This is a genomic window from Megalodesulfovibrio paquesii (genome assembly GCF_054653055.1).
Genome location: NZ_BAAIGQ010000001.1, coordinates 304,392 through 326,345 on the forward strand (window position 1 = coordinate 304,392; position 21,954 = coordinate 326,345).

The following is a 21,954-nucleotide window of genomic DNA, read 5'->3' on the forward strand; positions in this document are numbered from 1 at the left end:
ATGCAGGCTATCATTACGGACGCCAAGGATCGCATGGCCAAGGCCGTGGCGAACCTGGACAAGGAATTCTCCAAACTCCGCACCGGCCGCGCTTCCACCGCCCTGGTGGAAGATCTGAAGGTGGATTACTACGGCACCCCCACGCCCATCGCCCAGATGGCCTCCGTGGCCGTGCCCGACAGCCGGACCATCACCATCCAGCCCTGGGACCGCAACGCCTTCTCGGACATCGAAAAGGCCATCCAGAAGTCCGACCTGGGCCTCAATCCGGTCAATGATGGCAAGATGTTGCGCATCGTCATCCCGCCCCTGACCGAGGAGCGCCGCAAGGAGCTGGTCAAGGTGGCCAAAAAGTACACCGAAGACGCCAAGGTGGCCGTGCGCAACGTCCGGCGCGATGCCAATGACGCGCTCAAGAAGCTCAAGGACGTTTCGGAAGACGAAGTCCACAAGGCCCAGGAACAGGTGCAGAAACTCACCGACGACACCGTGGCCAAACTGGACCAGATCTTCCAGAAGAAAGACAAGGAAATCATGGAGCTGTAATCCTGACTTCCGAGCTTCGCCACGCCGGCGTTCCGGCGCACATCGCCATTATCATGGACGGCAACGGCCGCTGGGCCCAGGGCCGGGGGCTTCCCCGCAGCCATGGGCACACGGCCGGTGCCGAGGCGGCCATCCGCATGGTTACGGCCTGCGCCAATCGTGGCGTGCGGCACCTGACCCTGTACACGTTTTCCACGGAAAACTGGTCGCGCCCCAAGGATGAGGTCGGGCATCTCTTCGAGCTGCTGGCCCGCCTGCTCACCCGCGAACTGCCTACCTTTCTGGCCAATAACGTCCGCCTGAAAATCCTGGGCGAATGGCAGGAGCTGCCTTTTGCCTCGCGCCAGGTGCTCAAGATGGTCCTGGCCAAAACAGCCAACAACACCGGGCTGACCCTCAATCTGGCCCTGAACTACTCGGGTCGGGCCGAAATCCTGCGCGCCTGCCGCCGGCTGCTCGAAGCCGGCCTCTCCCCGGACGAACTGACCGAGGAACGCTTCATCCGCGAGCTGTATACCGCCGGCCAGCCGGATCCGGACCTGATCATCCGCACCTCCGGCGAGCTGCGTCTCTCCAACTACCTGCTCTTCCAGGCTGCTTACAGCGAATTCTATTTCACGGACAAGCACTGGCCGGACTTTGACGAGACGGAACTGGACGCGGCCATCGCCAGCTACACCGCCCGGCAGCGCCGTTTCGGTCGCACGGGCGAACAGGTGGGCGACCCGGCCGATGATCTGGCGCAACCGACTGCACAGGGAGCTTCGCAGTGAATCGCATGGCGAAATTCGGCGCCCACGGCCCGCGGTTGTTGACCGGGCTGACCCTGGGCGTGGTGGCAGCGGGCTGTCTGGCATTGGGCGGATGGTTCCTCTTTGCCCTGGCGCTTCTGGCCGCCCTGGCCGCCAGCTGGGAGTTTCTGGCCATCGTCAAGACCGCCCTGCCCTTGCGGATTTTGACCTTGCTGGCCGTCACGGCCTGCCTGACGGCCGTGCAGCTGGAACTGCCCGCGGTGGCCCTGGCCGTGCTCGGGCTCACCTGGTGGCTGGGCAGTCTGGGATTTCTGGTCCGCAGTGCCGACGAGAAGGCCGACTGGTTCACCTGGCAGACGCCGGCGTCCACCCTGCTGTACGCCGCTGCGCCCCTGGCCATCGCCCTGAACTGGACCCCCTGGCAGAACGCCCTGGTGCTGGCCGGAGTCATCGCCACGGATGTGGGCGCCTACTATGCCGGGCACCTCATCGGCGGCCCCAAGCTCTGGCCAACCGTGAGCCCCAAGAAGACCTGGGCCGGCAGCCTGGGCGGCCTGATGGCCACCCTGGCCGTGGTTACAGGCGCGGGGCTGGGCCTGGGGGGAAAGGTGATAGGGTTGGACGCGTCGCAGGCAACGTTCAGTCTCTGGGCCTGGCTGGCCCTTGGGACGACCATCTCCGTCAGCGCCCAGCTGGGCGATCTTTTTGAGTCTGCCCTTAAACGCCATGCCGGCGTCAAGGATTCCGGGAACCTGCTGCCTGGACACGGCGGAGTGTTGGACCGCATCGACGGCCTGTTGGCCGCCGCACCGGCGGCTGCGCTGTTTGTCTTTTTGTGGAAGATGCTCTAAGCCTCCCCGATGGCCAGTATCGACTACATCTCCCGACTGCCCGCTCCTTCCCGCCATGGCGGCCACGGCGGCCTGCCTTTTCCGCGTTCCCTGGTCCTGCTTGGCGCCACGGGAAGCATCGGCTGCAGCACGCTCTCTGTGGTGGAATCCCATCTGGACAAATTCCGCATCCTTGCCCTGGCCGGGGCCCGCAATGTGGCCCGGCTGGCTGAACAGGCCGCACGACACCGGCCACCGTATCTGGCCGTGCTCGACGAGGAACGCGCCGCCGCCCTGGCTGCCCTGCTCCCCACAGGATACGCCCCCGAAATCCTTTTTGGTTCAGCAGGATATGCCGCATTGGCCACCTTGCCGCAGGCCCAGATGGTGCTTTCGGCCATGGTCGGCGCGGCCGGGCTGGAGTCCACCTTGGCGGCTGTCAAGGCCGGCAAGACCGTGGCCCTGGCCAACAAGGAAAGTCTGGTCCTGGCCGGCGACCTGATCCGTGCCGAGGCGCGCGCCTCCGGGGCGGTCATCCTGCCGGTGGATTCCGAGCACAACGCCCTCTTTCAGGCCATGGCCGGCCACGATGGCCACGGCCTGCGCCGGCTCATCCTCACGGCCTCTGGCGGACCATTCCGGGACAAGGACCGCGCCTTTCTGGAAACCGTGACCCCGGCCCAGGCCCTCAAGCACCCCAACTGGAGCATGGGCGCCAAAATCTCCATTGATTCCGCCACGCTCATGAACAAGGGGCTGGAGGTCATCGAGGCCTGTCATCTGTACGGCCTGCCCGTGGAGATGGTGGATGTGCTGGTACATCCGCAGAGTGTGGTGCACTCGTTGGCGGAATTTGAAGACAGCTCCCAGCTGGCGCATCTCGGCCCGGCGGACATGCGCGTGGCCATCGCCTACTGCCTGGCCTATCCCGACCGGCTGCCTCTGGACATCCCGTCACTGTCTCTGGCGTCGCTTGGCGGCTTGACTTTTGGCGATCCGGATGTAGAAAAATTCCCATGCTTACGCTTGGCAATGGACGCGGCCAGGATCATGGCGACCCCTGCCGACGCAAACGGCGTGCATGGCAACGGCGCCTGCGTGGCAATGAATGCAGCCAATGAAGTGGCCGTGGCCGCCTTTCTGAAGGGGCGCTGCCGCTTTCTGGATATTCCCCGGCTGGTGGAAGCCGCCATGCAGTCCTGGCGTGGGGCCGGGCCCTTTGGCCCGCTGGATCTCCAGGCCATCCTGCAGCTGGACGCCGGAATCAGAACCCTGACCGAAAACAACCTCGACCTGCTGCCTGCCACGTTCCCGGCCGGCATGCCCGAGTAAAAAGATCTGCGCATGGACGTATCCCAACTGCTCAATTCCACTGTGGCCATTGTCGTCACCCTCGGGGTGCTCATTGCCTTTCACGAGTTCGGGCACTTCCTGGTGGCCAAACTGCTGGGCATGGGGGTGAAGACCTTTTCCGTAGGCTTTGGCCCCAAGCTCCTGGGCTTTCAGTACGGGCGCACCACATACAAACTCTCCCTCATTCCCCTGGGCGGCTTTGTGGCCCTGGTGGGCGAAGATGATAACGGCGAACGGGTGGAAGGCTTCAGCGAGCGCGAGCATTTCCACTCCCGCCCACCGTGGCAGCGGCTGCTGGTGGTCTTTGGCGGGCCGTTCTTCAATTATCTTCTGGCGCTGCTGCTTTTCTGGGGCCTGTTCTTTGTGCTGGGCGAGATGCGGCTGTTGCCGGTTTTCAAAAACGTCCGGCCGGACAGCCCGGCGGCCATGGCCGGCTTTGCCCCTGGCGACAAGGTCGTGTCCATTGATGGCGAGGCCATCACCTACTGGAAGGAGATGGAACGCCGGATTCAGGCAAGCCAGGGCCGAGAACTGCGGGTGACTGTTGATCGCGGGGCTGGCGGGGCTGACGACAAGCTGATCGAGCTGCAGGTGAAGCCCGAACCGGTCATGGATCTGGACATCCTCGGCGAACAGAAGCAGTACTGGCGCATCGGGGTGGAATCCGATCCCGAGCAGTACCAGGCCGTTTCCCTTGGCCCGCTTGAAGCCGCCGCCAGCAGTTGGACGCGCTGTTGGTTCATTGTGGAGAACTCTGTCCGCGGCATTGCCCTGCTCATTGAAGGAAAAGTTCCGTTCAATCAGGTCAGCGGTCCCATTGGCATTGCCCAGATGGTCCACGAGACGGCCAAGGTGGGCGCAGTGGCTGTCATCAGCTTCATGTGCTTCTTTTCCATCAATCTGGCCATTTTCAACCTGCTGCCCATCCCGGTGCTTGATGGCGGACACATCCTGTTCTTTCTCATTGAATGGGTGCGGGGCAGGCCGGTCAATGCCAAGTTCCAGGAATGGACCACCAAGTTCGGCCTGGGGCTGCTCATTTCCATCATGATTCTGGCCCTGTACAATGACGTTACCCGCAAGGGCACTCCCCTGGACGTGGCCCAGCAGGAAATGGAAGCCCGGGCCAATGCCACCCGCCAGGGCAACAACACCCTGATGTCTGGCCAGACTGAAGGCAACGCCACGCCGTGAGGCCCCTGCTTGCCCTGAATTGCGCCGAGGACCGGCTGCAGCTGGCCCTCGGCGTGTATGCCTCCGACCACCTGCACCTCCTGGCCGCCCAGGAATGGACCGCCCCCGGCAAGGCCAATCCCCTGCTGGCGCCGGCCGTGCAGGCAATGCTGCGCGCCTGCGGTTTGCGGCCGGGGGATCTGGCCGGCATTGCCTGCGTGACCGGCCCCGGGAGCTTCACCAGCCTGCGTCTGGTGTTGTCCTTTGCCGAAGGGCTGCGTCTTTCCGCCAGCCTGCCCCTGGCCGGGCTGGAGTATCCTGCGCTCCTGGCCCGCGCCGCCCGGGAGCGCCTGGGCCACGACCGCCTGCCCCTGCTGTTCTGCACCCATGCCCGCAAGGGGCTCTGCTACGCGCGGTTGTTTGCTGCAGATTCCCCCCCTCTTCCGGATGCCTCGGCCATCCAGGTGCTCCCCATCCATGAGGCCCTGGCCCTGGCGGCGGACCTCCCGACCCTGCTGTGCGGCAGCGCCCTGCGGCCTGCCTGCTTCCCGCCCGAGCGCCTGGCCGGATTCCTGGCCGCGCACCCCGCCTGCACCCTCCTGCCCGAGCGGTTCGACCACCCCGATGCCGCCACGCTTCTGGCTGCAGCCGCCGGGGCAGACTTCCTGCACACCCCCCTCGCCCCCATCTACCTGCGCCCCTCCGATGCCGAAGCCAATCTCGAAGCCATCGCCCAGGCCAAAGGTCTGGACCCGGCCGAGGCCCGCGCGGCCCTGACCCGGCTGACCGCTGCCGGCGTCTGATTTTTTTCGACATCGCCCTAAACAATTTCCTCCCGCAGACGACAAGACAGGCAACTGCACGGCGAAACCGCATGCCGCTGCTGCCGGGACGGTTCCGGCAGCATGGAAGAACGGAATCTTCCTGGCATGACGGCAGAGGCAGGAAATATGGCCATGGATTCGGCCATCACAGGCAAGGACGCCTGTGCAACTTCACGGAGGAAACGCCATGTCTTTGACTATCAATCACAATTTGATGGCCACCAATGCTGCTCGTACCCTCGGAGGCCATTACGGCAAGCTGGGTACTTCGGTTCGTCGCCTCGCTTCCGGGTTGCGTGTCGGTACTGCCGCTGACGACGCTGCCGGCCTGGCCATTCGCGAACTGATGCGCTCGGACATCGCCTCCCTGAACCAGGGTGTGCGCAACGCCAACGACGCCATCTCCCTGATCCAGACTGCGGACGGGGCCCTGGGCGTCATCGATGAAAAGCTCATCCGCATGAAGGAACTGGCCGAACAGGCCGCCACCGGCACCTACACCTCTGACCAGCGCCTGATCATCGACTCCGAATACCAGGCCATGGCCTCGGAAATCACCCGTATCGCCAACGCCACGGACTTCAACGGCATCTACCTGCTCAACGGCAACCTTTCCAGCGCCGACCACGACGGCAGCACCATGAACCCCACGGGCAAGCTGAAGGTCCACTTCGGCACGGCCAACGACAGCGCGGAAGACTACTACTACATCCAGATCGGTTCGGCCACGGCGTCTTCCCTGGGCGTTGGCAACCAGGCTGCAATCGGCAAGGACGGCTTCGCCATCTCCACCCAGGAAGGCGCCCAGAAGGCCCTGGAGGCCCTGAACCAAGCCATCGTTTCCAAGGACAACATCCGCGCCAACCTCGGCGCCCTGCAGAACCGTCTGCAAAACACCATCACCAACCTGGAAATTCAGGCCGAAAACCTGCAGGCCGCCGAATCCCGCATCAGCGACGTGGACGTGGCCAACGAGATGACCGAATTCGTCCGGCAGCAGATTCTGACCCAGAGCGCCATCGCCATGCTCTCCCAGGCAAACTCCCTGCCGAGGATGGCCATGCAGCTCATCGGAGGCTAGTAGCCCAGGCCCCAGGAATCAACATAACCGCCCATCGCCGGACCAGAGCTGCACCCTCTGGTCCGGCTTTGGCGCATCAATTGCAAATGCCTTCCCGACATACATGATCCGGAAACTATGACCACACGGGACGAGCATATGTCTACAGAAGTTGATGTTGGCTCCATTACCTTCACCGGCCTTGGCAACGGGACGGACTTTGACTCCATGGTTACCAAGCTCATGGAAGTGGAAGCCTATCATAAGAAGCAGATGGAGGCATGGAAGACCGACTGGCAGAACAAGATTGATTCGCTCAATGAGTTGAACACCGCCATGCTCAGCCTGAAGACCTCGCTGGAGTCTTTGGACACCATGAGCGAGTTCATGACCAAGAGCGTTTCCTCCAGTAATTCCGACGTGGTCTCCGCCACGGCAGACGCCACGGCGGAATCCGGCTCCCATACCATCACCGTGGCCCAGCTGGCCACCAACTCCGTGGTCACCACCACGTCCGGCGTTGCCAGCAAAACCACCAAGGTGAACTCCAGCACCAGCAACCAGACCTTTGCCTACACCTACAAGGGCAAGGATTACAGTGTGACGGTGGGGGCAGGCGCCACCCTGGAAACGATGGTCAACGCCATCAACGCCGACCCCGCCAACGCCGGCGTGCGCGCCTCCATCATCACCGATGGTTCGCAATATTACCTGCAGATGCGCGGCCTTGACCTGGGCAGTAATGCCACGCTCTCCTTCAATGCCTCGCTTACCACCATGTCCAACGCCGCCTTCAACGACGCGTCGGACTATGCCCTGACCCAGGCGGCCCAGAACTCCAAAATCAAGGTCGATGGCTGGCCCACGGCGTCCGACGCCTGGATTGAATACAAGAGCAACACCATCACCGATGTGGTCCAGGGCCTGACCCTGAACCTCAAGAGCCTGGGATCGTTTCCGCCCACCACCGTCACCGTCACCACGGACACGGACTACGACGCGGTCAAGGCGAACATCCAGAGCTTTGTGGACAACGTGAACACGGTGCGCACGATGATCAGGGAGATGACCAAGGTCACCGTGGTCAACGATGAAGCTGCCGCCAGCTCGGTCATGACCGGCAACTATGCCGTGCAACTGGTGGACAGCCGCCTCAAGTCCATCACTGCTGAGATAGGCAAAGGCTTCCTGCGATACAACCCCGGACCACCGCCCACAGGGGACAAACTTTCCGCCCTTTCCCAGATCGGGATTCTCACGGACGCCGATGAAGGTTCACTGACTCAGGGGCTGCTGGTCATTGATGATGAAATTCTTGATGACGTCCTGAAGAAAGAGCCAAACGCCGTGGCCGAGCTCTTTGCCGCCACCGATGTCGGCGGCGAGCGGGTGGATTCCGGGAACTTCAGCTACTACTCAAGCGTCAAGAACGTGACCAAGCCCGGGGTGTACGATGTCTCGTACACCGTCAGCGGAGGGGTGATCACCAACGCCTACATCGGCGGTCAGGCCGCTTCGGTGGACAATACCAAAGGCACCATCACTTCCATGGCTGGCGATTCCAGCGGTATGGTCCTGACCATCAACGATTTTCCTGCCGATTCCACGGGCAAGGGCGTGGTCCGTCTCAAGCAGGGCAAAGCCGGCGAGATGGTGAACGTCCTCAAAGACCTGACGAACACCGAAACCGGCACGCTGAACATCCTGGAAGACAACTACACGGACATCATCAAGAGCATCGACAAGAAAATCGAATACGAAGAAGCCCGTCTGGCGCTCATGGAAACCAACATGCGGCTCAAATTCTCCCGGCTGGAAGCCTTGCTGGGCGAGTATGAAAACCTCAGTACGTCCATGTCGAGCCAGATCAGCCAGCTTTCCTCGTCGTCGTCTTAAAATGAGCACGCACGGGCGCGGCGCCGTGCAGGAGATTGTGCATGCACAAAGCAGCCACAGCGTATCTGCAAACCTCCGTGGGCACCACTTCGCAGGGAGAAATCCTGCTCATGCTCTATGAGGGAGCCATCAAATTCCTGCGTCAAGCCCAGGAAAAGATCAAGGAACGGGATTATGCCCAAAAGGGCATTCTCATCTCCAAGGCGCTGGACATCATCTCTGAGCTGGAGAGCAGCCTGAACATGACCAAGGGCGGCGAAATTGCCGGCAACCTGCACAAGCTGTATTTTTACTGCCAAAAACGGCTGCTGCAAGCCAACATCAATATGGATGTGGCCATGGTGGAAGAGGTGGTGAACATCCTCTCCGGGCTCAAATCCGCGTATCAGGAAGTGGTCCGCGGCACGGCGGCGCCACTCCATTCGCCCTCGCAACCCGCCACTCCTTCCCCTGTCCAGCCAGCGAACACGCCCGCTGCCGCAACCTCGGCAAACGCTGCACCGGATCAGAACTCCCTGCTTTCCGCCTCGTTCTGGCTGCAAAAGGGACGCGCGGCCGCGCAGGCCACAGCGGACAAGCCCTCCGGCGGCCCTTCCTCCGCAGGCGCCGCGCAAACCAGCGGCCAACAGGCCGACCAGGACCCCGCCCGGCCGGTGCCTACCCTGCTCATGCCCGCGCCGGCTCCAGGCAAGGAGACTCCGCCTCCCATGGCCAAGCGTCTGGCCGGCTCCAGGCAGTATGAAAAAATCTCCAAGAACACCACCTGATGGTGTTCCGCTGATGGCGCGAACGCCCCCGCGCCCGTTCCCCTGCATGCAGAAGAGGCCGTTCCGCCACCGGATCGGCCTCTTCTGTTATGTGCTCGCACACGCCCTGGCGTGAGAGGGATCGTGTTGTCCTTGATTATGGACAGTCCACTTCGGCATAATACGTTGTCCCACCGTCACGCTGTTCCACGTAACATTTGGTGTCCACCTTGTAGTAGGTCGTCCCGGTGGCGGTGGCGATGGCAATGGCCGTGGCTGGCAGTGCCAGCAACATGCCATACACCAGACCGCGGTAGGGGGTGACGTACACGGGCGGTACGGGACGCGGCAGGGGCGGCACAGGCCGCGGGGGGACCGGGTACGGCCAGACCGGCGGCCGCGGGCCTGGGGCCACTGGAGAACGGGGGACCGGATACACCGGCGGGACTGGGGGACGGGCTGGCGGGCGTACAGCCGGAGGAGGCGGGGCCACCCGGCCACGCGGAGCCACGCCAGCGCCGGCCATGGGAGGCCTGGCCGCCGGAGGCCGGGGCACACCGGCTGGTGCATGCACGCCAGGATTCCCCCTGGGCACTGCGCCCCTGGGCGCGGAGACTGCCGGCCCTCGCGGCCCGCCACCCCGACGTTGTGCCTCTGCCACCGGCATCCCCGTGCCAACCAGACAAATCGCCAACGCAAGGGTCATGATCATGCGCAACCAATGAGAGGACATGGCAGCCTCCTATGGCGTGGCCTGTTGCGCCTGGGCAGCAGGCTTGGCGAACATGTCGGCATCCAGGAGACATTCAGGGGAAGGTTTGTAGACAAACGCCGCATCACCCTCGCGATGCTGCTTCCAGTTCTTGAACACGGCCACAAACTGCGGGGCCTGTGGCAGCAGCTTTTCCGTAATCACCATTTTGCGTGGCAGGGCACGGCCGCTGTCTTCCACCCACAGCTGCCAGTCCACTTCCTCACCCTGAAGCAGCAGGTGATGACAGGCCACACCGTCGATCATGGAGCGTCCCACATAAAAACCCGCCTCCGGCTGCACGGAGGCACAGGGATCGTTCATGAGCACGTCACCCAGGGGGGAATCCATGCCATATTCCACGGACAGCTTGTCCAGCAGGGCATTGGTATCCATATCCGCCTGCAGCTGGCCATAGCGCTGCTTTTTTGGCAGCACCAGGGTAAAGGTCTTGCCATTGAAAAAGGTGGAAAAAGTATAGTCATCCCCACGGGTGACGGCCCGGAAGTTCGCCGGACGACGCACGTCCAGCATGGTTTCACGATGGTACTGAATCTTGGTGCCGTCCTCGAACACGGTATCGGTAGTGATGTCTGCCTGAACGGAAAAATTGCGCAGGGATTTCATCTCGCTGCAAAGGTTCCTGTAGACGGCGGCCGCCTTGGGCTCCAGGCCGTCGGCCTTTTTCTGGCTGGGGGCCTCCTGGGCCAGCGCCGACCCGGCCAGGACGCACATCAGGCAGATCAGTCCGCCAATCGCCACACGCGTTACAGCTTGCATGCCCGCACCTCCCGCAGGGTTCGCAGATTCTTTACTACCTTGTAAAATACACCTGAACTCCTGGCTTTGGCAATGCGTTCTCCGAAATTGCACGGCAGTTCCCGGTTTCGATTGTTGACAGCCGGGGCAAGCTGGTGTCCCCTCACGCAATGGATCCCATCGCCCCGCCCCTTTGGCCACTGACGGCCTGGACAGATGAAGTGCTTGCCTATCGCCTGCATGCCCCTGCCCCGGCCCCTGCGGCGCCGCTCTCCGGAACGGACGCCCGGCGGCTGCTGGCGAGGGCAGACCGGCTCATGCAGGCTTCCGGACGCACGCACCTGCTGCTGCTGGGCGCGGAGCCAGCCTTGCTGGAGCACGCCCAGCTACAGACAGCCCCGGTCTTGATCGTGGAAACCCGCCTGGAGCAGGCCCGCTTCCTGCGGCAGGCCTTTCCCGCCCTGTCCCTGCTGGCGGACACCTCCCCCTGGTCTCTGCTGCTGTTGCTGGCGGCCACGGGCTGGCTCGGCGGCCATGTGCAGCCCCTGCTCGCGGCAACAACGACGGACACAGGCCTGCAGCGCCTGAGCCGGCTGGTCCAGGCGGTGCGGCCCCTGGCCTTGCCGGCGTCTCCTGCCCTCGAGGCCTGGCCCTCCCTGAGTCTGGCCGCCATCCTGCATCCGGACGAGCCAGGGCTGGAGCATTTCTTTGCCCAGATTCCCTCTCCCGCTCCGGCCTGGCTGCGGGAGCTGGTGTTGGTTTGGGACGCCGAATCCCCACCCGCATCTCTCCCCGCCCTTTCCACTCTTTCCGACCTCCCCTTCCCCATCCGGCAGATGGCGCACCCCCTGGCCACCACCGATGGCGGCTTCGGACACCAGCGCACCCTGGCCCTGGCCCAATGCACGGGCGACTGGGTGCTCTTTCTCGACGCGGACGAACGTCTTGCCCCCGAGGCCTGGGCCGCACTGCCGGCCTGTATGCATGCGCCGGATATCGCCGGCTGGTGGCTGCCGCGCGAGACGCTGCATCCCGATGCCGACCACTGCCTCATCGGCTACGGCCTGTGGCCCGATCTGCAGCTGCGGCTGTTCCGCCGCCTGCCCGGCCTGCGGTTTGAAGGGGTGGTGCATGAACGGTTGTGCGGCCTGGAGCAGACGGGGCAAGGCCAGGCCATTGCCTGCGCCCTGCACATCCGGCACGAGCAGCGCCTCCACAAAACCCGCGAGGCCCTCGCCGCCAAGCTGGATCGCTTCAACACCCTGGATGCCCGCCAGCAGCATCGCCTGGGAGATGACTACCCGACCCTGCAACGCGCCCGCCTGCATGCCATGTTGCAGGGCGCTCCCTGGGCGTTGCGCCTGCCCTGAAGCTGCGCGGCGCCCCACGAGGCTGGCCGGCCCCAAAAGCCTGGCGAACCTTCCGCCCAATGCAGGCCATTGATGGGGATTCCCGCATGATGGTCTTGATTTGCGGACCAGGGAGGGATATGGAGGGACAATATGCCCTCACGAAAGGTGATCCATGCAAATCCTCTGTCCAAAGTGCCACTTCGCGCGTGAGATTCCCGATGACAAGGTGCCTGCCAACGCCAAGGTGGCCACCTGTCCCAAGTGCAAGATAAAATTCCAGTTCCGGGAATTGCCTGAGGATGTGGCAGAGGTACCGCCAGCAGGGTCGCCTCCGCCTTCACCCGCTGCAACGGCCCAGGCAGCCACCCAGACCATGCCCGGGCAGCCTGCCCCGCGGAGGCACGTGCCGTCGGCCCCGCCCGCGCAGCCTCAGCAGCCCGCCACACCGCCACTGCCCGGTTCCCGGCAGCAGCTTGCCGCCAGCCGCGCGGCCCTGCGTCCGCCGGCGGCACCCGGCGAACCCGGTGAAGGCATCTGGAACCGCCTGGAGGCCATGTCGCCAGAGTCCACCCCGCCGCCATTCGATCCGGACGCCCTGGATATGGAAGGTCCAGCCGGCCAGCCCAGCCCTCCCCCCCATGGGCCGGCCCACACCCCGGGCTTTGCCCGGCAGGTGCCCAACCCTCTGGAAGAAGCTGCAGCAGCCCGTGATGGCGAAGGTGCCGGCAATGATCCGGACTTCCTGCGCTATACCCGTGCCCGTAACACCCGTCACCCCTCGGCGGATACCTTTGCCCAGCCCTCCTATTTCCGGGAGCGGGCCAGTCAGGCAGGTCAGGCAGGCCGGGGCGGCCGCCACGGCGAGGTTCCCTGGGAACACATGAGCGAGCACGGCGGCTTTTTCAGCGCCATCGTCAAGACCATCAAACGCGTCCTCCTGCAGCCCAGCAAATTCTTTGCCGAAATGCCCATCGGGCATGGCGTGTCCAAACCATTGGGCTTTGCCATGATCCTGGGCACGTTCAACGCCCTGGTCAGCGTAATCTGGGAAATGCTGGGGCTCTCCCTGCAATCGATGCAATCAAATGAAATGCTTGATGCAGCCGGCGGGATGCTGCTTGGCATGTCCCTGGGCATTGTGGTGGCCACCCCACTGATCATCGCCTTGGGCCTGTGCATCAACGCCTTTCTCGTCACGTTGGCCTTGCGTTTGCTCAAGGCCGCGCATGGCGGCTTTGAAGGCTCCTTCCGCGCCCTGGCATACGGCACTGCCGTTGGCGTGCTGGGCATTGTCCCCATCCTTGGGCCCATTGCGGCAGCGCTGTGGGGCCTGGTGCTGATGTTCATCAGCCTCAAGCACGTCCACAACACCACGTATGGCAAGGTGTTCCTGTCCTGGCTGCTGCTCTTCGTGGTCCTGATGGTCATCCTCTTTGCGTTTGGCTTGCTCCTTGGCCTGGGGCTGTCCATGCTCAAGGGAGCGTCCTGATGCTCAGGCGGTTGGGAGAATGGCTGCGTCGAACCTTTGACGCCGTGCTCGACCGCCGGCAACTCGAGCGCGAGCTGACCCCCGAATCCTTTCAGGCCCTGGCCCGCGAACTGCGGGAACTGGCCGGCATGTCCAGCGCCCTGTGGCCCCGGCAGCACACCTTCCAGGAACGCATCAAGCGCATCATGGACGAGATGGAGCAGCTGGACCGCCTCGTCTCCACCCCGCAGTTCCGCCGGCTTTCCCCGCAAAAACGCCTGGAACTGAAGAAGAGTCTCATCCAGTCCCGCGATCAGCTCATGGAAACGGTGCAGAACGCGCCGGCCCCCACCAGCACCCTGCAATAGCTCGCCTCATCGCGGAATGATTCTTGCTTCTCCCCTGGCACCCTGCCGGCTTCCCGACATCCGGGCCGGCAATTGCCAGCATGGGAGCCGAGCATGTCTCACAAATTCCTGTATATTTCAATTGTCACATCCCTGGCCCTGGGTCTTTTCGGCTGTTCCGGCAGTACGTTCGACCTGGCCTCCACGCCAACCCTGATGGTTGAACCGCCAGTCACCGTGGCCTACTCGCCGCAGGTGTACGTCCATCCGGCCCAGTTCGCGGAGCGGCCCTACACTGCCGTGTTCATGCCCTTCCGCATGGATCAGGCCATGGACAACACCAGCCACTACGGCCGCGAGGTGGCCCGGTTCTTCTACCAGACCTGGCTCTCCCAAAAGCTCTTCCCGGTCATGGAGTTTGAAGAGCGCGTCTCCGCCCAGCAGGCAGGCTTCGGCCAGACCTATGCTGTGGCTGTGGCCCGCCAGAAAGGGGCCGATCTGGCCATCACCGGCCGAGTGACCCGCTTCCTCGCCGGCGGTTCCGTGGGCAAGAGCGAACTGGCCATCCGTATTGAAATCTATGACGCCCACTCCGGCCAGCTCGTCTGGTCCATGGCTCATTCCGGCCAGATGGAAGTCGGCATCACCAAGGATTTCCTGCTCTTCTTCCAGAAGAACAATCTTCCGGCCGATCCGGCTTACGCCATTACCGCCTCCATTGCCCGCAACATGGCCATTCCCGTGCGCAAGTGGCTGAACCCCACCCCAAGCGATCTGGCCAAGCAGCAGCTGGCCAACCAGGCCAACGCCACTGACGGCACCCTGCTCTCCCCGTCCCCCACTTCTCAGGATACCCAGGACTACCTCTACGGCAGCGAAGTGCGCCAGCCCGTCACCGACGCCCCGCCGCCGCCCCCGCCGAGCCTGATGTAAGGAGCGCATGGCGAGGGAAAGAACCGCCAGAAAAGAAAGAGAAAGCCAGGGGGGATTATCCCCCCTGGACCCCTTGTTCGTTTTGGGGGGAGTTTGGGGGAACTCAGTTCCCCCGGGCCGTTTCTTTCTTTGCGCCGTTCTCTCCAGTCTTCCTTGCCATCGGCCGCCCGGGCCTTATCGTCAGAATCGGCCCTGGGGCGCTGGCGTTTTCCGGCGCATTGGGGTAAGGACGACCTTTCCCAAGGAGACCTCATGATCGGCATATCGAAACTCTACTGCGGCCAGGTGGAGCCATCCGACGCGCTGCGCTACGGCCGCCATTCCGGCAAACTTCCCTCGCACCTGCTCCAGTTTTCCAAGGACAAAAAGCCGGTGGTGGTCTGGAACATGACCCGCCGCTGCAACCTCAAGTGCGTGCATTGCTACGCCAAGGCGCTGGAAGAACAGGGCAAGGATCAGATTTCCACCGAGAAGGGCAAGGAGATCATCGATGACCTGGCCGCCTACGGCGCGCCGGTGATGCTCTTTTCCGGCGGCGAACCCCTGGTCCGCAAGGATCTCGTGGAACTGGCCCATCATGCCGTCAGCAAGGGCATGCGCGCGGTCATCTCCACCAACGGCACGCTCATCACCAAGGAAAAAGCTCGCGAACTCAAGGAAGTGGGGCTTTCCTACGTTGGCATTTCCCTGGATGGTGGCGAAGAGATCCACGACAAGTTCCGCGCCGTGCCCGGTTCCTTCCAGGCGGCCATGCAGGGCATTGAGAACTGCCAGCAGGAAGGCCTCAAGGTTGGCCTGCGCTTTACCATCAACAAGCGCAACGTGCAGGAAGTGCCCAAGCTGTTCGACATCATCGAAGAGCGCGACATCCCCCGCATCTGCTTCTATCATCTGGTATACGCCGGCCGCGGCAGCGAGCTTATCAACGAAGATCTGGACCACACCCAGACCCGCGCCGTGGTGGACCTGATCATGGACCGCACCCGCGAACTGCACGACAAGGGCAAGGAAAAGGAAGTCCTTACCGTGGACAACCATGCCGACGGCCCCTACGTCTACTTCCGCATGCTCAAGGAAGATCCCGAGCGCGCCGCCCGGGTCATGGAGCTGCTGCAGTTCAACGAGGGCAACTCCACCGGTCGCGGCATCGGCTGCATCTCCTGGGACGGCCAGGTGCACCCGGACCAGTTCTGGCGCAACCACACCTTCGGCAACGTCCTGGAACGGCCGTTCTCCGAAATCTGGGACGACCCGAACATCGAGCTCCTGGCCAAACTCAAGGACAAGAAGCCCTACGTGGGCGGCCGTTGCGCCACCTGCCGCTTCCTGAACATCTGCGGCGGCAACTTCCGCTGCCGGGCCGAAGCCTTCTACGGCGACGTCTGGGCCCAGGATCCGGCCTGCTACCTGACCGACGACGAGATTCGGCCAGAGGAGTAAGGAGAAAGGCGTGCCCCTGGAATCATTCCCCCTGCCCGAGCGCTTTCACCGTGGCCGCCGTCTGCGCCGCACCCCGGCCCTGCGCGATCTGGTCCGTGAACACGCCGTGGACGCCGGCGACCTGATCCAGCCGTATTTTGTGGATGAGACGCTGGATCCGCACGCCGTCACGCCCATCGGCTCCATGCCCGGCCAGTTCCGCTACGGCGAGAAGGCCCTGCTGGACGAAACCGCCCGCCTGGCCGACGCCGGCGTGGGCGGCATCATCCTCTTCGGCATCCCCAAGGAAAAAGACCCCATCGGCAGCCAGGGCTTTGCGCCGGAAGGCATCGTCCAGCGCAGCATCGCCGCCATCAAGGCCCGCACGCCCAACCTGCTGGTGATGACCGACGTCTGCTGCTGCGAATACACCAGCCACGGCCACTGCGGCCAGCTCTGCGGTGAGGAGGTGGAAAACGACGCCACCCTGCGCCTGCTGCAGCAGACCGCCGTCTCCCACGCCCGGGCCGGCGCCGACATCGTCGCCCCCTCGGACATGATGGACGGCCGCATCGCGGCCCTCCGTCAGGCCCTGGACGCGGCGGGCTTTGCCCAGATCCCCGTGCTCTCCTATGCCGTGAAGTACGCCTCCGGCTTCTACGGGCCGTTCCGGGAAGCGGCGGACTCCACTCCGGCCTTTGGCGACCGCTCCACGTATCAGATGGATCCGGCCAATGTGCGCGAGGCCCTGCGCGAGGCCCAGGCCGATGTGGACGAGGGTGCGGACATGCTCATGGTCAAGCCGGGCATGCCCTACCTGGACATCGTCCGCCTGCTGCGCGACCGCTTCCCCCTGCCGCTGTTCGTCTATCAGGTGAGCGGGGAATATGCCATGATCAAGGCCGCGGCCCAGCTGGGCTGGCTGGACGAAAAGCGCGTGGCCCTGGAATCCCTGCTGGCCTTCAAACGGGCCGGGGCGGACGGCATCCTCACGTACTTTGCCAAAGACTTTGCGAGGCTGACATGAGCCATCCGCATTCGAATCACCCCTCTTCAGGCCACGCTGCCGGCCATCCCTCCAATCATTCGGAAGGCCATCCGGGCGGCCATCCCGGCGGCCTGCCCAAGACCCTTGAAGACGGCTCGCCCCTCTGCCGGCTGGTGGCCTGGGAGCTGACCCGCAGCTGCAATCTGGCCTGCAAGCACTGCCGGGCCGAGGCGCACATGGAGCCCTACCCCGGCGAGCTCAATACCGACGAGGCCAAGGCCCTCATCGACAGCTTCAAGCAGGTGGGCGACCCGATCATCATCTTCACCGGCGGCGAGCCCCTGCTGCGCAAGGACATCTTCGAACTGGTCAAGCATGCCTCAGACCAAGGCCTGCGTTGCGTCATGGCCCCCAACGGCACCCTGCTCACCCCGGAGAACGTGGCCAGGCTCAAGGCCGCGGGCATCCAGCGCTGCTCCATCTCCATCGACGGCCCCGATGCCGCCACCCACGACGTCTTCCGCGGCGTGCCCGGCGCCTTCGAGGCGGCCATGCGCGGCATCCAGTACCTGACCGACGCGGGCGTGGAATTTCAGATCAACACTACCGTCACCAAGGACAATCTGCACCAGTTCAAGGATATCTATAACTTGTGCGAATCCCTGGGGGCCAAGGCCTGGCACATCTTCCTCCTGGTGCCCACGGGCCGCGCCGCCGGCATGGCCGATCAGGTCATCGCCGCCGCCGAGTATGAACAGGTGCTGAACTGGTTCTACGACTTCCGCAAAACCACCAGCATGCACCTCAAGGCCACCTGCGCCCCGCATTATTACCGCATCATGCGCCAGCGCGCCGCGGCCGAGGGGCTGCCCGTGGACCGCGAGAACTTCGGCATGGATGCCATGACCCGCGGCTGCCTGGGCGGCACGGGCTTCTGCTTCGTCTCGCACGTAGGTATCGTCCAGCCCTGTGGCTACCTGGACCTGAACTGCGGGGATATCAAACAGAAACCCTTCCCGGAAATCTGGCGCACCTCGCCGCAGTTCAAGCAGTTCCGTACGCCGTCGGACTACGAGGGCAAGTGCGGCCCCTGCGAGTTCCACCGCGTCTGCGGCGGCTGCCGGGCCCGGGCCTACACCATGTCCGGCAACTATATGGCCGAAGAGCCCCTCTGCTCCTACACCCCCAAGCGCCTGTGCAAGGCGCTGTAGGGGAGGAAGAAGAGAACGAATGGAAAGATCGGGGGAGAACCTTTCTGGAGAAAGGTTCTCCCCCGAACCCCCTTCCAAAGACTTTTATACGGGTTGGGTGAGTAGCATGGAAGCTGGCGCTGAAACGAAGACGACACCGTCCGTCCAGATGGATGACGTGGACAAGCGGCTGCTGGACATCATCCAGACGGCCTTCCCCCTCACGCCGCGGCCCTACCAGACTCTGGGCGAGGCTTTGGGGCTGACCGAGGTCGAAGCCCTGGCCCGCGTCCGCCGGCTCAAGGCCCTGAAGATCATCCGCCGGCTGGGCGCGAATTTTCAGTCCCGCGCCCTGGGTTTCCGCTCCACCCTGTGCGCGGCCAAGGTCCCGGCCGACAAGCTGGATACCTTCATCGCCCGCGTCAACGCCCTGCCCGGCACCACCCACAACTACCTGCGCCAGCACGAGTACAATGTCTGGTTCACCCTCATTGGCCCCAGCTGGGACGACGTCTGCCGCACCCTGGACGAACTCTCCGCCGCCACGGGCCTGACCATCCTCAACCTGCCCGTCAAGAAGCTCTTCAAAATCCGCGTGGATTTCCGGATGCAGGAAGAATAGCAGACGGACGATCCGGGGGAACTGAGTTCAACAGGACCATGAATCCGGGGGAACTCAGTTCCCCCGGGCCCCCTCCAATCATGTTTGGGCGGCGTGACTCTTGGTACCAAGGGACACGCCGCCCAAACTATCTAGGGGGTCCAGGGGGGATTATCCCCCCTGGCCTAATCCTGCTTTTTCTCCTGCCTCCTCCAGCGCCTGCAGCGCGCCCGGGATGTCCCAGGCGGCCTTGTCGCGCACGCCCACAGGGTTGGAGACGCTGCGCAGCTGGACAAAGGGCAGGCCGGCCTGCCGGCAGGCCAGGGCGAGGGGGAAGCCTTCCATGTGCTCCAAATCAGGCTGAAACCGCCGCCGCATGGAGGCAGCGCGGCGGGGGGTGCCGGTGACGCCGGCCACAGTCAGACCGCGGGCAATGGGGAGCCCGGCCCAGGGCAGGCCCAGGGTGCGGACGTCGGCTGCGGCGTCCCAGGCCAGGCGGTCCCAGACTGGCTGGCCGTTGATCTCGGCCTGGGGAAAACCCAGGGCCCGGGCGTGAACGCCATGGCTGCCGGCGATGCCATACTCTGGCCAGCATTCCTCGTTGATCAGCCGCAGGCAGCCCAGGGGATGGGCAGTGGTATCAAAGCTGCCGGCAATGCCCACCAGCAGCACCCCGCGGGGCTGGTGCCGTTCCAGCAGCTGGCCAGCAGCCAGGGCGGCATTGACCGGCCCGACGCCGCAGGCGGCGAAAAGATGGCTGCCATGAGCGAGGCATTGGCCCTGGGTCAGGGGTGGCAGCCGGATGGCGCTGCGACGCAGAAAGGCCGCAAGCTCCATGCCCGTGGCCGCGAGGATGAGCAAGGGGGACATGCCGTGCAAGACGGGGCGCGTCACAAGGGCGCGTCGTGCAGGGAGGCCGGCAACATGGCCAGCCGCGAGGGCCGGCCAGGGGCGATCATCCCAAGCTTTTGGGAAATGTTGAAGAATCGTGCCGGAATAGTGGTCACCCAGCCAAGCGCTTCCAGCAGGCCAGGGGCCGGGTCCATGGTGGGCAGAAGGAAGGCCAGTTCGTCCAGCACGTTGAGGGATGGTGCCGAGCAGAGGCCGTCCGTGCCCAGGCAGAGGGGCACGCCGGCGGCGCGCAAGGCCTCCACGGGCGCGCGGCCCACGCCGATGGCGGCATTGCTGCGCGGGCAGAGGCAGACGGTGGTGCCGCTCTCCTTGAGGGTCCGCACATCGTCCCCTTCCAGCTGCACGCAATGCACGGCCAGGGTCCGCTGGCCCAGGAGGCCCAGGGTGTGGGCATAGGCCACGGCATTTTGCCCCGGCGGGTGCCAGTCTGCCGGGAGGAGATTGCCCAGGACCATGTCCACCAACTCGCCACGGCCCTCGCGGAGCATCTCGCGCTCGGCCTCATGTTCAGCCAAGTGCATGCAGAAGGGCAGCTCGCGATTGCGGTCCCAGGCCTTGGCTGCCCGCAGCAGCTGGGCGCTGGTGGTGTATGGCGAATGGCCCATGAGACTCGCGGGAATGGAGGATTTGGACGCACCTGTTCCCAGGCCGGATTCATTTCCCGACGCTTCCACCTGTTCCGTCAATCCGGCCAGTGGCTGTTGGCCAATGCCCTCCACAAAAAGATGTCCTTCCAGCAGGCTTTGCTCCAGCGCCTGCCGGACCATCTGCGGATACCTGGAGGAGACATCCGCCACAAAGGCGGTGCCGGCCAGGGTCATGCTGTGGCAGGCGTCGTGCAGAAAAGCCTGGGGGATGGGCTCCTGGCGCAGGGCCAGCAGGCTTTTGAGCCAGGGAATGAAGCCCTCGCCCAGGCGGGTGCGGCCCAGGGTGTGGGAAAGCTCCAGGTGGGTGTGGGAGTTCAGCGGGCCGGGAACAAGCACCACCTCGCCCATGTCCTGCACGGAAACGGTGGGGAAGGCCCAGGACTTTTGCAGCTGGCTCCAGGTGCCGACATCATGGACAATGCCATCCTCGCCGATCACCAGAGCAGCGTCGTCGAGCACCGGCCGGTCCGGCAGCATGGTCAGGGCGCGTTTTGCCCGCAGCAGAGTCGCCATTAGGCCGGGGTATCACTCTGGCTCAGGGCTTGTCCAGCGCCCAGAAACTCAATCCTGGGCAAGGCCGGCAACATGCCGCAGCCATGCAGCATCTCAAAGAAACGTTTAAGCCCGGCATGTTCCAGGTCGGAAAGGAACAACCTCAAACATCTGAAATAGTTAAAAAGATGTTCCTTGCTCCGATTGGTCCGGTGCTGGGTGGCCTCGATTACCTCTTCCAGCCGACCCAGGCCCAGATCGCGGGAGACGCAGAGCAGCCGGGCCACGCGCGCGGCCTCCGCCGGGTTGGCCAGCGCCCATTCCCGCCGGGCGGCCCACAGACCGAACACAAAGGGCAGGCCCGTGGCCTCGCGCCACATGGCCCCCAGATCGTAGGTATGGGAAAAGCAGGGATTCTTGGCCAGGACCAGCGCCTCGTCCCCAATGGCCAGGGCCGCGGCCGGGCACGCGCCTCGGCTCAGGTGCTTGCGGATGCCGCCTTCGGCATGCACCAGGGGCGGACATGCGCCAAAACGCTGGGTGAGCAACAGCTGCAGCAGGGCGGCGGAGGTGTGCGAGGCCGCCGTGACCAGGATGGACTTGTCCTTGAGTTCTTCCAGGGGCACGCTGGAAAACAGCAGCACGCTGCCCACGGGGCCGAAGCTGGCGATGGCCAGGCCGGGCAGGAGCAGATACCGTTCTGGCGCACGAGCGTATTCGATGGAGGAGACGGAGGAGATGTCCACCTCCCCGGCCCGCATGAAGACGTTGCACTCCGCAGGCGTGCCGGACTGCATCTCGCAGCCGTGCTGCAGCCAGCCGGCCTCCAGCGGATAATAGATGGGGGCCACGTTGACGTATTCGATGCGGCCCAGTCTGGTGGGCTGGGATGCGGTACTGGCTGTCATGAAAAAC

The 21,954-nt window shown here is 64.1% G+C and carries 22 protein-coding genes; 17 read left to right on the forward strand and 5 right to left on the reverse strand.

The window, feature by feature from the left end:
• The 9 genes from frr to fliS all read left to right on the forward strand — a co-directional run bounded on the left by frr (position 1) and on the right by fliS (position 9,201).
• A complete protein-coding gene (gene frr, locus ACYQ00_RS01365; RefSeq protein ID WP_460030441.1) occupies positions 1 to 546 on the forward strand; it encodes a ribosome recycling factor in 546 nt (181 codons plus the stop codon).
• A 2-nt stretch (positions 547 to 548) separates the two neighbouring features.
• Entirely contained in the window at positions 549 to 1,319 is a 771-nt protein-coding gene (gene uppS / locus ACYQ00_RS01370) for a polyprenyl diphosphate synthase (protein WP_460030563.1), read from the forward strand.
• 5 nt (positions 1,320 to 1,324) lie between these two features.
• Positions 1,325 to 2,149: a phosphatidate cytidylyltransferase gene (locus ACYQ00_RS01375; RefSeq protein ID WP_460030564.1), complete on the forward strand. Its 825-nt coding sequence runs from the start codon at positions 1,325 to 1,327 to the stop codon at positions 2,147 to 2,149.
• 9 nt (positions 2,150 to 2,158) lie between these two features.
• Positions 2,159 to 3,460, forward strand: a complete 1,302-nt coding sequence (dxr, locus tag ACYQ00_RS01380) for a 1-deoxy-D-xylulose-5-phosphate reductoisomerase (RefSeq protein ID WP_460030442.1) — start codon at positions 2,159 to 2,161, stop codon at positions 3,458 to 3,460.
• A gap of 12 nt (positions 3,461 to 3,472) precedes the next feature.
• Entirely contained in the window at positions 3,473 to 4,675 is a 1,203-nt protein-coding gene (gene rseP, locus ACYQ00_RS01385; RefSeq protein WP_460030443.1) for an RIP metalloprotease RseP, read from the forward strand.
• On the forward strand, positions 4,672 to 5,457 hold the full coding sequence (tsaB, locus tag ACYQ00_RS01390) for a tRNA (adenosine(37)-N6)-threonylcarbamoyltransferase complex dimerization subunit type 1 TsaB (RefSeq protein WP_460030444.1): 786 nt from the start codon (positions 4,672 to 4,674) through the stop codon (positions 5,455 to 5,457). Before rseP ends, tsaB begins: the two co-directional genes overlap by 4 nt.
• Positions 5,458 to 5,665: 208 nt before the next feature.
• On the forward strand, positions 5,666 to 6,559 hold the full coding sequence (locus ACYQ00_RS01395) for a flagellin N-terminal helical domain-containing protein (protein ID WP_460030445.1): 894 nt from the start codon (positions 5,666 to 5,668) through the stop codon (positions 6,557 to 6,559).
• A gap of 138 nt (positions 6,560 to 6,697) precedes the next feature.
• Entirely contained in the window at positions 6,698 to 8,434 is a 1,737-nt protein-coding gene (gene fliD, locus ACYQ00_RS01400) for a flagellar filament capping protein FliD (RefSeq protein WP_460030446.1), read from the forward strand.
• A 41-nt stretch (positions 8,435 to 8,475) separates the two neighbouring features.
• Entirely contained in the window at positions 8,476 to 9,201 is a 726-nt protein-coding gene (fliS, locus tag ACYQ00_RS01405) for a flagellar export chaperone FliS (protein ID WP_460030447.1), read from the forward strand.
• Positions 9,202 to 9,337: 136 nt separating this feature from the next.
• Here fliS and ACYQ00_RS01410 read toward each other — a convergent pair whose 3' ends face one another.
• On the reverse strand, positions 9,338 to 9,475 hold the full coding sequence (locus ACYQ00_RS01410; RefSeq protein WP_460030448.1) for a hypothetical protein: 138 nt from the start codon (positions 9,473 to 9,475) through the stop codon (positions 9,338 to 9,340).
• A gap of 447 nt (positions 9,476 to 9,922) precedes the next feature.
• Complete coding sequence (locus tag ACYQ00_RS01415) at positions 9,923 to 10,711, reverse strand: DUF2092 domain-containing protein (RefSeq protein ID WP_460030449.1); 789 nt, start codon at positions 10,709 to 10,711, stop codon at positions 9,923 to 9,925.
• Between the two features lie 200 nt (positions 10,712 to 10,911).
• On the opposite strand from ACYQ00_RS01415, the gene ACYQ00_RS01420 reads away from it, so the two are divergent.
• The 8 genes from ACYQ00_RS01420 to ahbA all read left to right on the forward strand — a co-directional run bounded on the left by ACYQ00_RS01420 (position 10,912) and on the right by ahbA (position 19,009).
• A complete protein-coding gene (locus ACYQ00_RS01420; protein ID WP_460030450.1) occupies positions 10,912 to 12,060 on the forward strand; it encodes a glycosyltransferase family 2 protein in 1,149 nt (382 codons plus the stop codon).
• A gap of 154 nt (positions 12,061 to 12,214) precedes the next feature.
• A complete protein-coding gene (locus ACYQ00_RS01425) occupies positions 12,215 to 13,531 on the forward strand; it encodes a YIP1 family protein (RefSeq protein ID WP_460030451.1) in 1,317 nt (438 codons plus the stop codon).
• Entirely contained in the window at positions 13,531 to 13,878 is a 348-nt protein-coding gene (locus ACYQ00_RS01430) for a hypothetical protein (protein WP_460030452.1), read from the forward strand. Before ACYQ00_RS01425 ends, ACYQ00_RS01430 begins: the two co-directional genes overlap by 1 nt.
• A 93-nt stretch (positions 13,879 to 13,971) precedes the next feature.
• Positions 13,972 to 14,790: a hypothetical protein gene (locus ACYQ00_RS01435; RefSeq protein WP_460030453.1), complete on the forward strand. Its 819-nt coding sequence runs from the start codon at positions 13,972 to 13,974 to the stop codon at positions 14,788 to 14,790.
• Positions 14,791 to 15,042: 252 nt separating this feature from the next.
• Positions 15,043 to 16,230, forward strand: a complete 1,188-nt coding sequence (gene ahbC / locus ACYQ00_RS01440; protein ID WP_460030454.1) for a 12,18-didecarboxysiroheme deacetylase — start codon at positions 15,043 to 15,045, stop codon at positions 16,228 to 16,230.
• A gap of 10 nt (positions 16,231 to 16,240) precedes the next feature.
• Positions 16,241 to 17,236, forward strand: a complete 996-nt coding sequence (hemB, locus tag ACYQ00_RS01445) for a porphobilinogen synthase (protein WP_460030455.1) — start codon at positions 16,241 to 16,243, stop codon at positions 17,234 to 17,236.
• Positions 17,233 to 18,408, forward strand: a complete 1,176-nt coding sequence (gene ahbD, locus ACYQ00_RS01450; protein ID WP_460030456.1) for a heme b synthase — start codon at positions 17,233 to 17,235, stop codon at positions 18,406 to 18,408. The genes hemB and ahbD overlap by 4 nt, the downstream gene beginning before the upstream one ends.
• Before the next feature lie 106 nt (positions 18,409 to 18,514).
• Entirely contained in the window at positions 18,515 to 19,009 is a 495-nt protein-coding gene (gene ahbA / locus ACYQ00_RS01455; protein WP_460030457.1) for a siroheme decarboxylase subunit alpha, read from the forward strand.
• A gap of 150 nt (positions 19,010 to 19,159) precedes the next feature.
• Here ahbA and mqnB read toward each other — a convergent pair whose 3' ends face one another.
• From mqnB to ACYQ00_RS01470, 3 genes are read right to left on the reverse strand one after another with little or no spacing between them, the layout of a single operon-like run.
• Complete coding sequence (gene mqnB, locus ACYQ00_RS01460; protein WP_460030458.1) at positions 19,160 to 19,882, reverse strand: futalosine hydrolase; 723 nt, start codon at positions 19,880 to 19,882, stop codon at positions 19,160 to 19,162.
• The gene (locus ACYQ00_RS01465; RefSeq protein WP_460030459.1) at positions 19,879 to 21,060 is read right to left on the reverse strand and encodes an amidohydrolase family protein; all 1,182 of its coding nucleotides are present in this window, start codon (positions 21,058 to 21,060) and stop codon (positions 19,879 to 19,881) included. Before ACYQ00_RS01465 ends, mqnB begins: the two co-directional genes overlap by 4 nt.
• Positions 21,060 to 21,947: a menaquinone biosynthetic enzyme MqnA/MqnD family protein gene (locus tag ACYQ00_RS01470; RefSeq protein ID WP_460030460.1), complete on the reverse strand. Its 888-nt coding sequence runs from the start codon at positions 21,945 to 21,947 to the stop codon at positions 21,060 to 21,062. Before ACYQ00_RS01470 ends, ACYQ00_RS01465 begins: the two co-directional genes overlap by 1 nt.
• Between the last annotated feature and the right edge of the window lie 7 nt (positions 21,948 to 21,954).

Bases quoted from the DNA above. Each gene is read 5' to 3' on its own strand.
- ACYQ00_RS01435 (WP_460030453.1), top strand. From the start codon at position 13,972: ATGTCTCACAAATTCCTGTATATTTCAATTGTCACATCCCTGGCCCTG.
- fliD (WP_460030446.1), top strand. From the start codon at position 6,698: ATGTCTACAGAAGTTGATGTTGGCTCCATTACCTTCACCGGCCTTGGC.
- frr (WP_460030441.1), top strand. From the start codon at position 1: ATGCAGGCTATCATTACGGACGCCAAGGATCGCATGGCCAAGGCCGTG.
- ACYQ00_RS01375 (WP_460030564.1), top strand. From the start codon at position 1,325: ATGGCGAAATTCGGCGCCCACGGCCCGCGGTTGTTGACCGGGCTGACC.
- ahbD (WP_460030456.1), top strand. From the start codon at position 17,233: ATGAGCCATCCGCATTCGAATCACCCCTCTTCAGGCCACGCTGCCGGC.
- ACYQ00_RS01470 (WP_460030460.1), bottom strand. From the start codon at position 21,947: ATGACAGCCAGTACCGCATCCCAGCCCACCAGACTGGGCCGCATCGAA.
- ahbA (WP_460030457.1), top strand. From the start codon at position 18,515: ATGGAAGCTGGCGCTGAAACGAAGACGACACCGTCCGTCCAGATGGAT.
- ACYQ00_RS01410 (WP_460030448.1), bottom strand. From the start codon at position 9,475: ATGTTGCTGGCACTGCCAGCCACGGCCATTGCCATCGCCACCGCCACC.
- ACYQ00_RS01430 (WP_460030452.1), top strand. From the start codon at position 13,531: ATGCTCAGGCGGTTGGGAGAATGGCTGCGTCGAACCTTTGACGCCGTG.
- ACYQ00_RS01395 (WP_460030445.1), top strand. From the start codon at position 5,666: ATGTCTTTGACTATCAATCACAATTTGATGGCCACCAATGCTGCTCGT.
- ACYQ00_RS01465 (WP_460030459.1), bottom strand. From the start codon at position 21,060: ATGGCGACTCTGCTGCGGGCAAAACGCGCCCTGACCATGCTGCCGGAC.
- ACYQ00_RS01425 (WP_460030451.1), top strand. From the start codon at position 12,215: ATGCAAATCCTCTGTCCAAAGTGCCACTTCGCGCGTGAGATTCCCGAT.
- fliS (WP_460030447.1), top strand. From the start codon at position 8,476: ATGCACAAAGCAGCCACAGCGTATCTGCAAACCTCCGTGGGCACCACT.
- ACYQ00_RS01415 (WP_460030449.1), bottom strand. From the start codon at position 10,711: ATGCAAGCTGTAACGCGTGTGGCGATTGGCGGACTGATCTGCCTGATG.
- ahbC (WP_460030454.1), top strand. From the start codon at position 15,043: ATGATCGGCATATCGAAACTCTACTGCGGCCAGGTGGAGCCATCCGAC.
- rseP (WP_460030443.1), top strand. From the start codon at position 3,473: ATGGACGTATCCCAACTGCTCAATTCCACTGTGGCCATTGTCGTCACC.
- dxr (WP_460030442.1), top strand. From the start codon at position 2,159: ATGGCCAGTATCGACTACATCTCCCGACTGCCCGCTCCTTCCCGCCAT.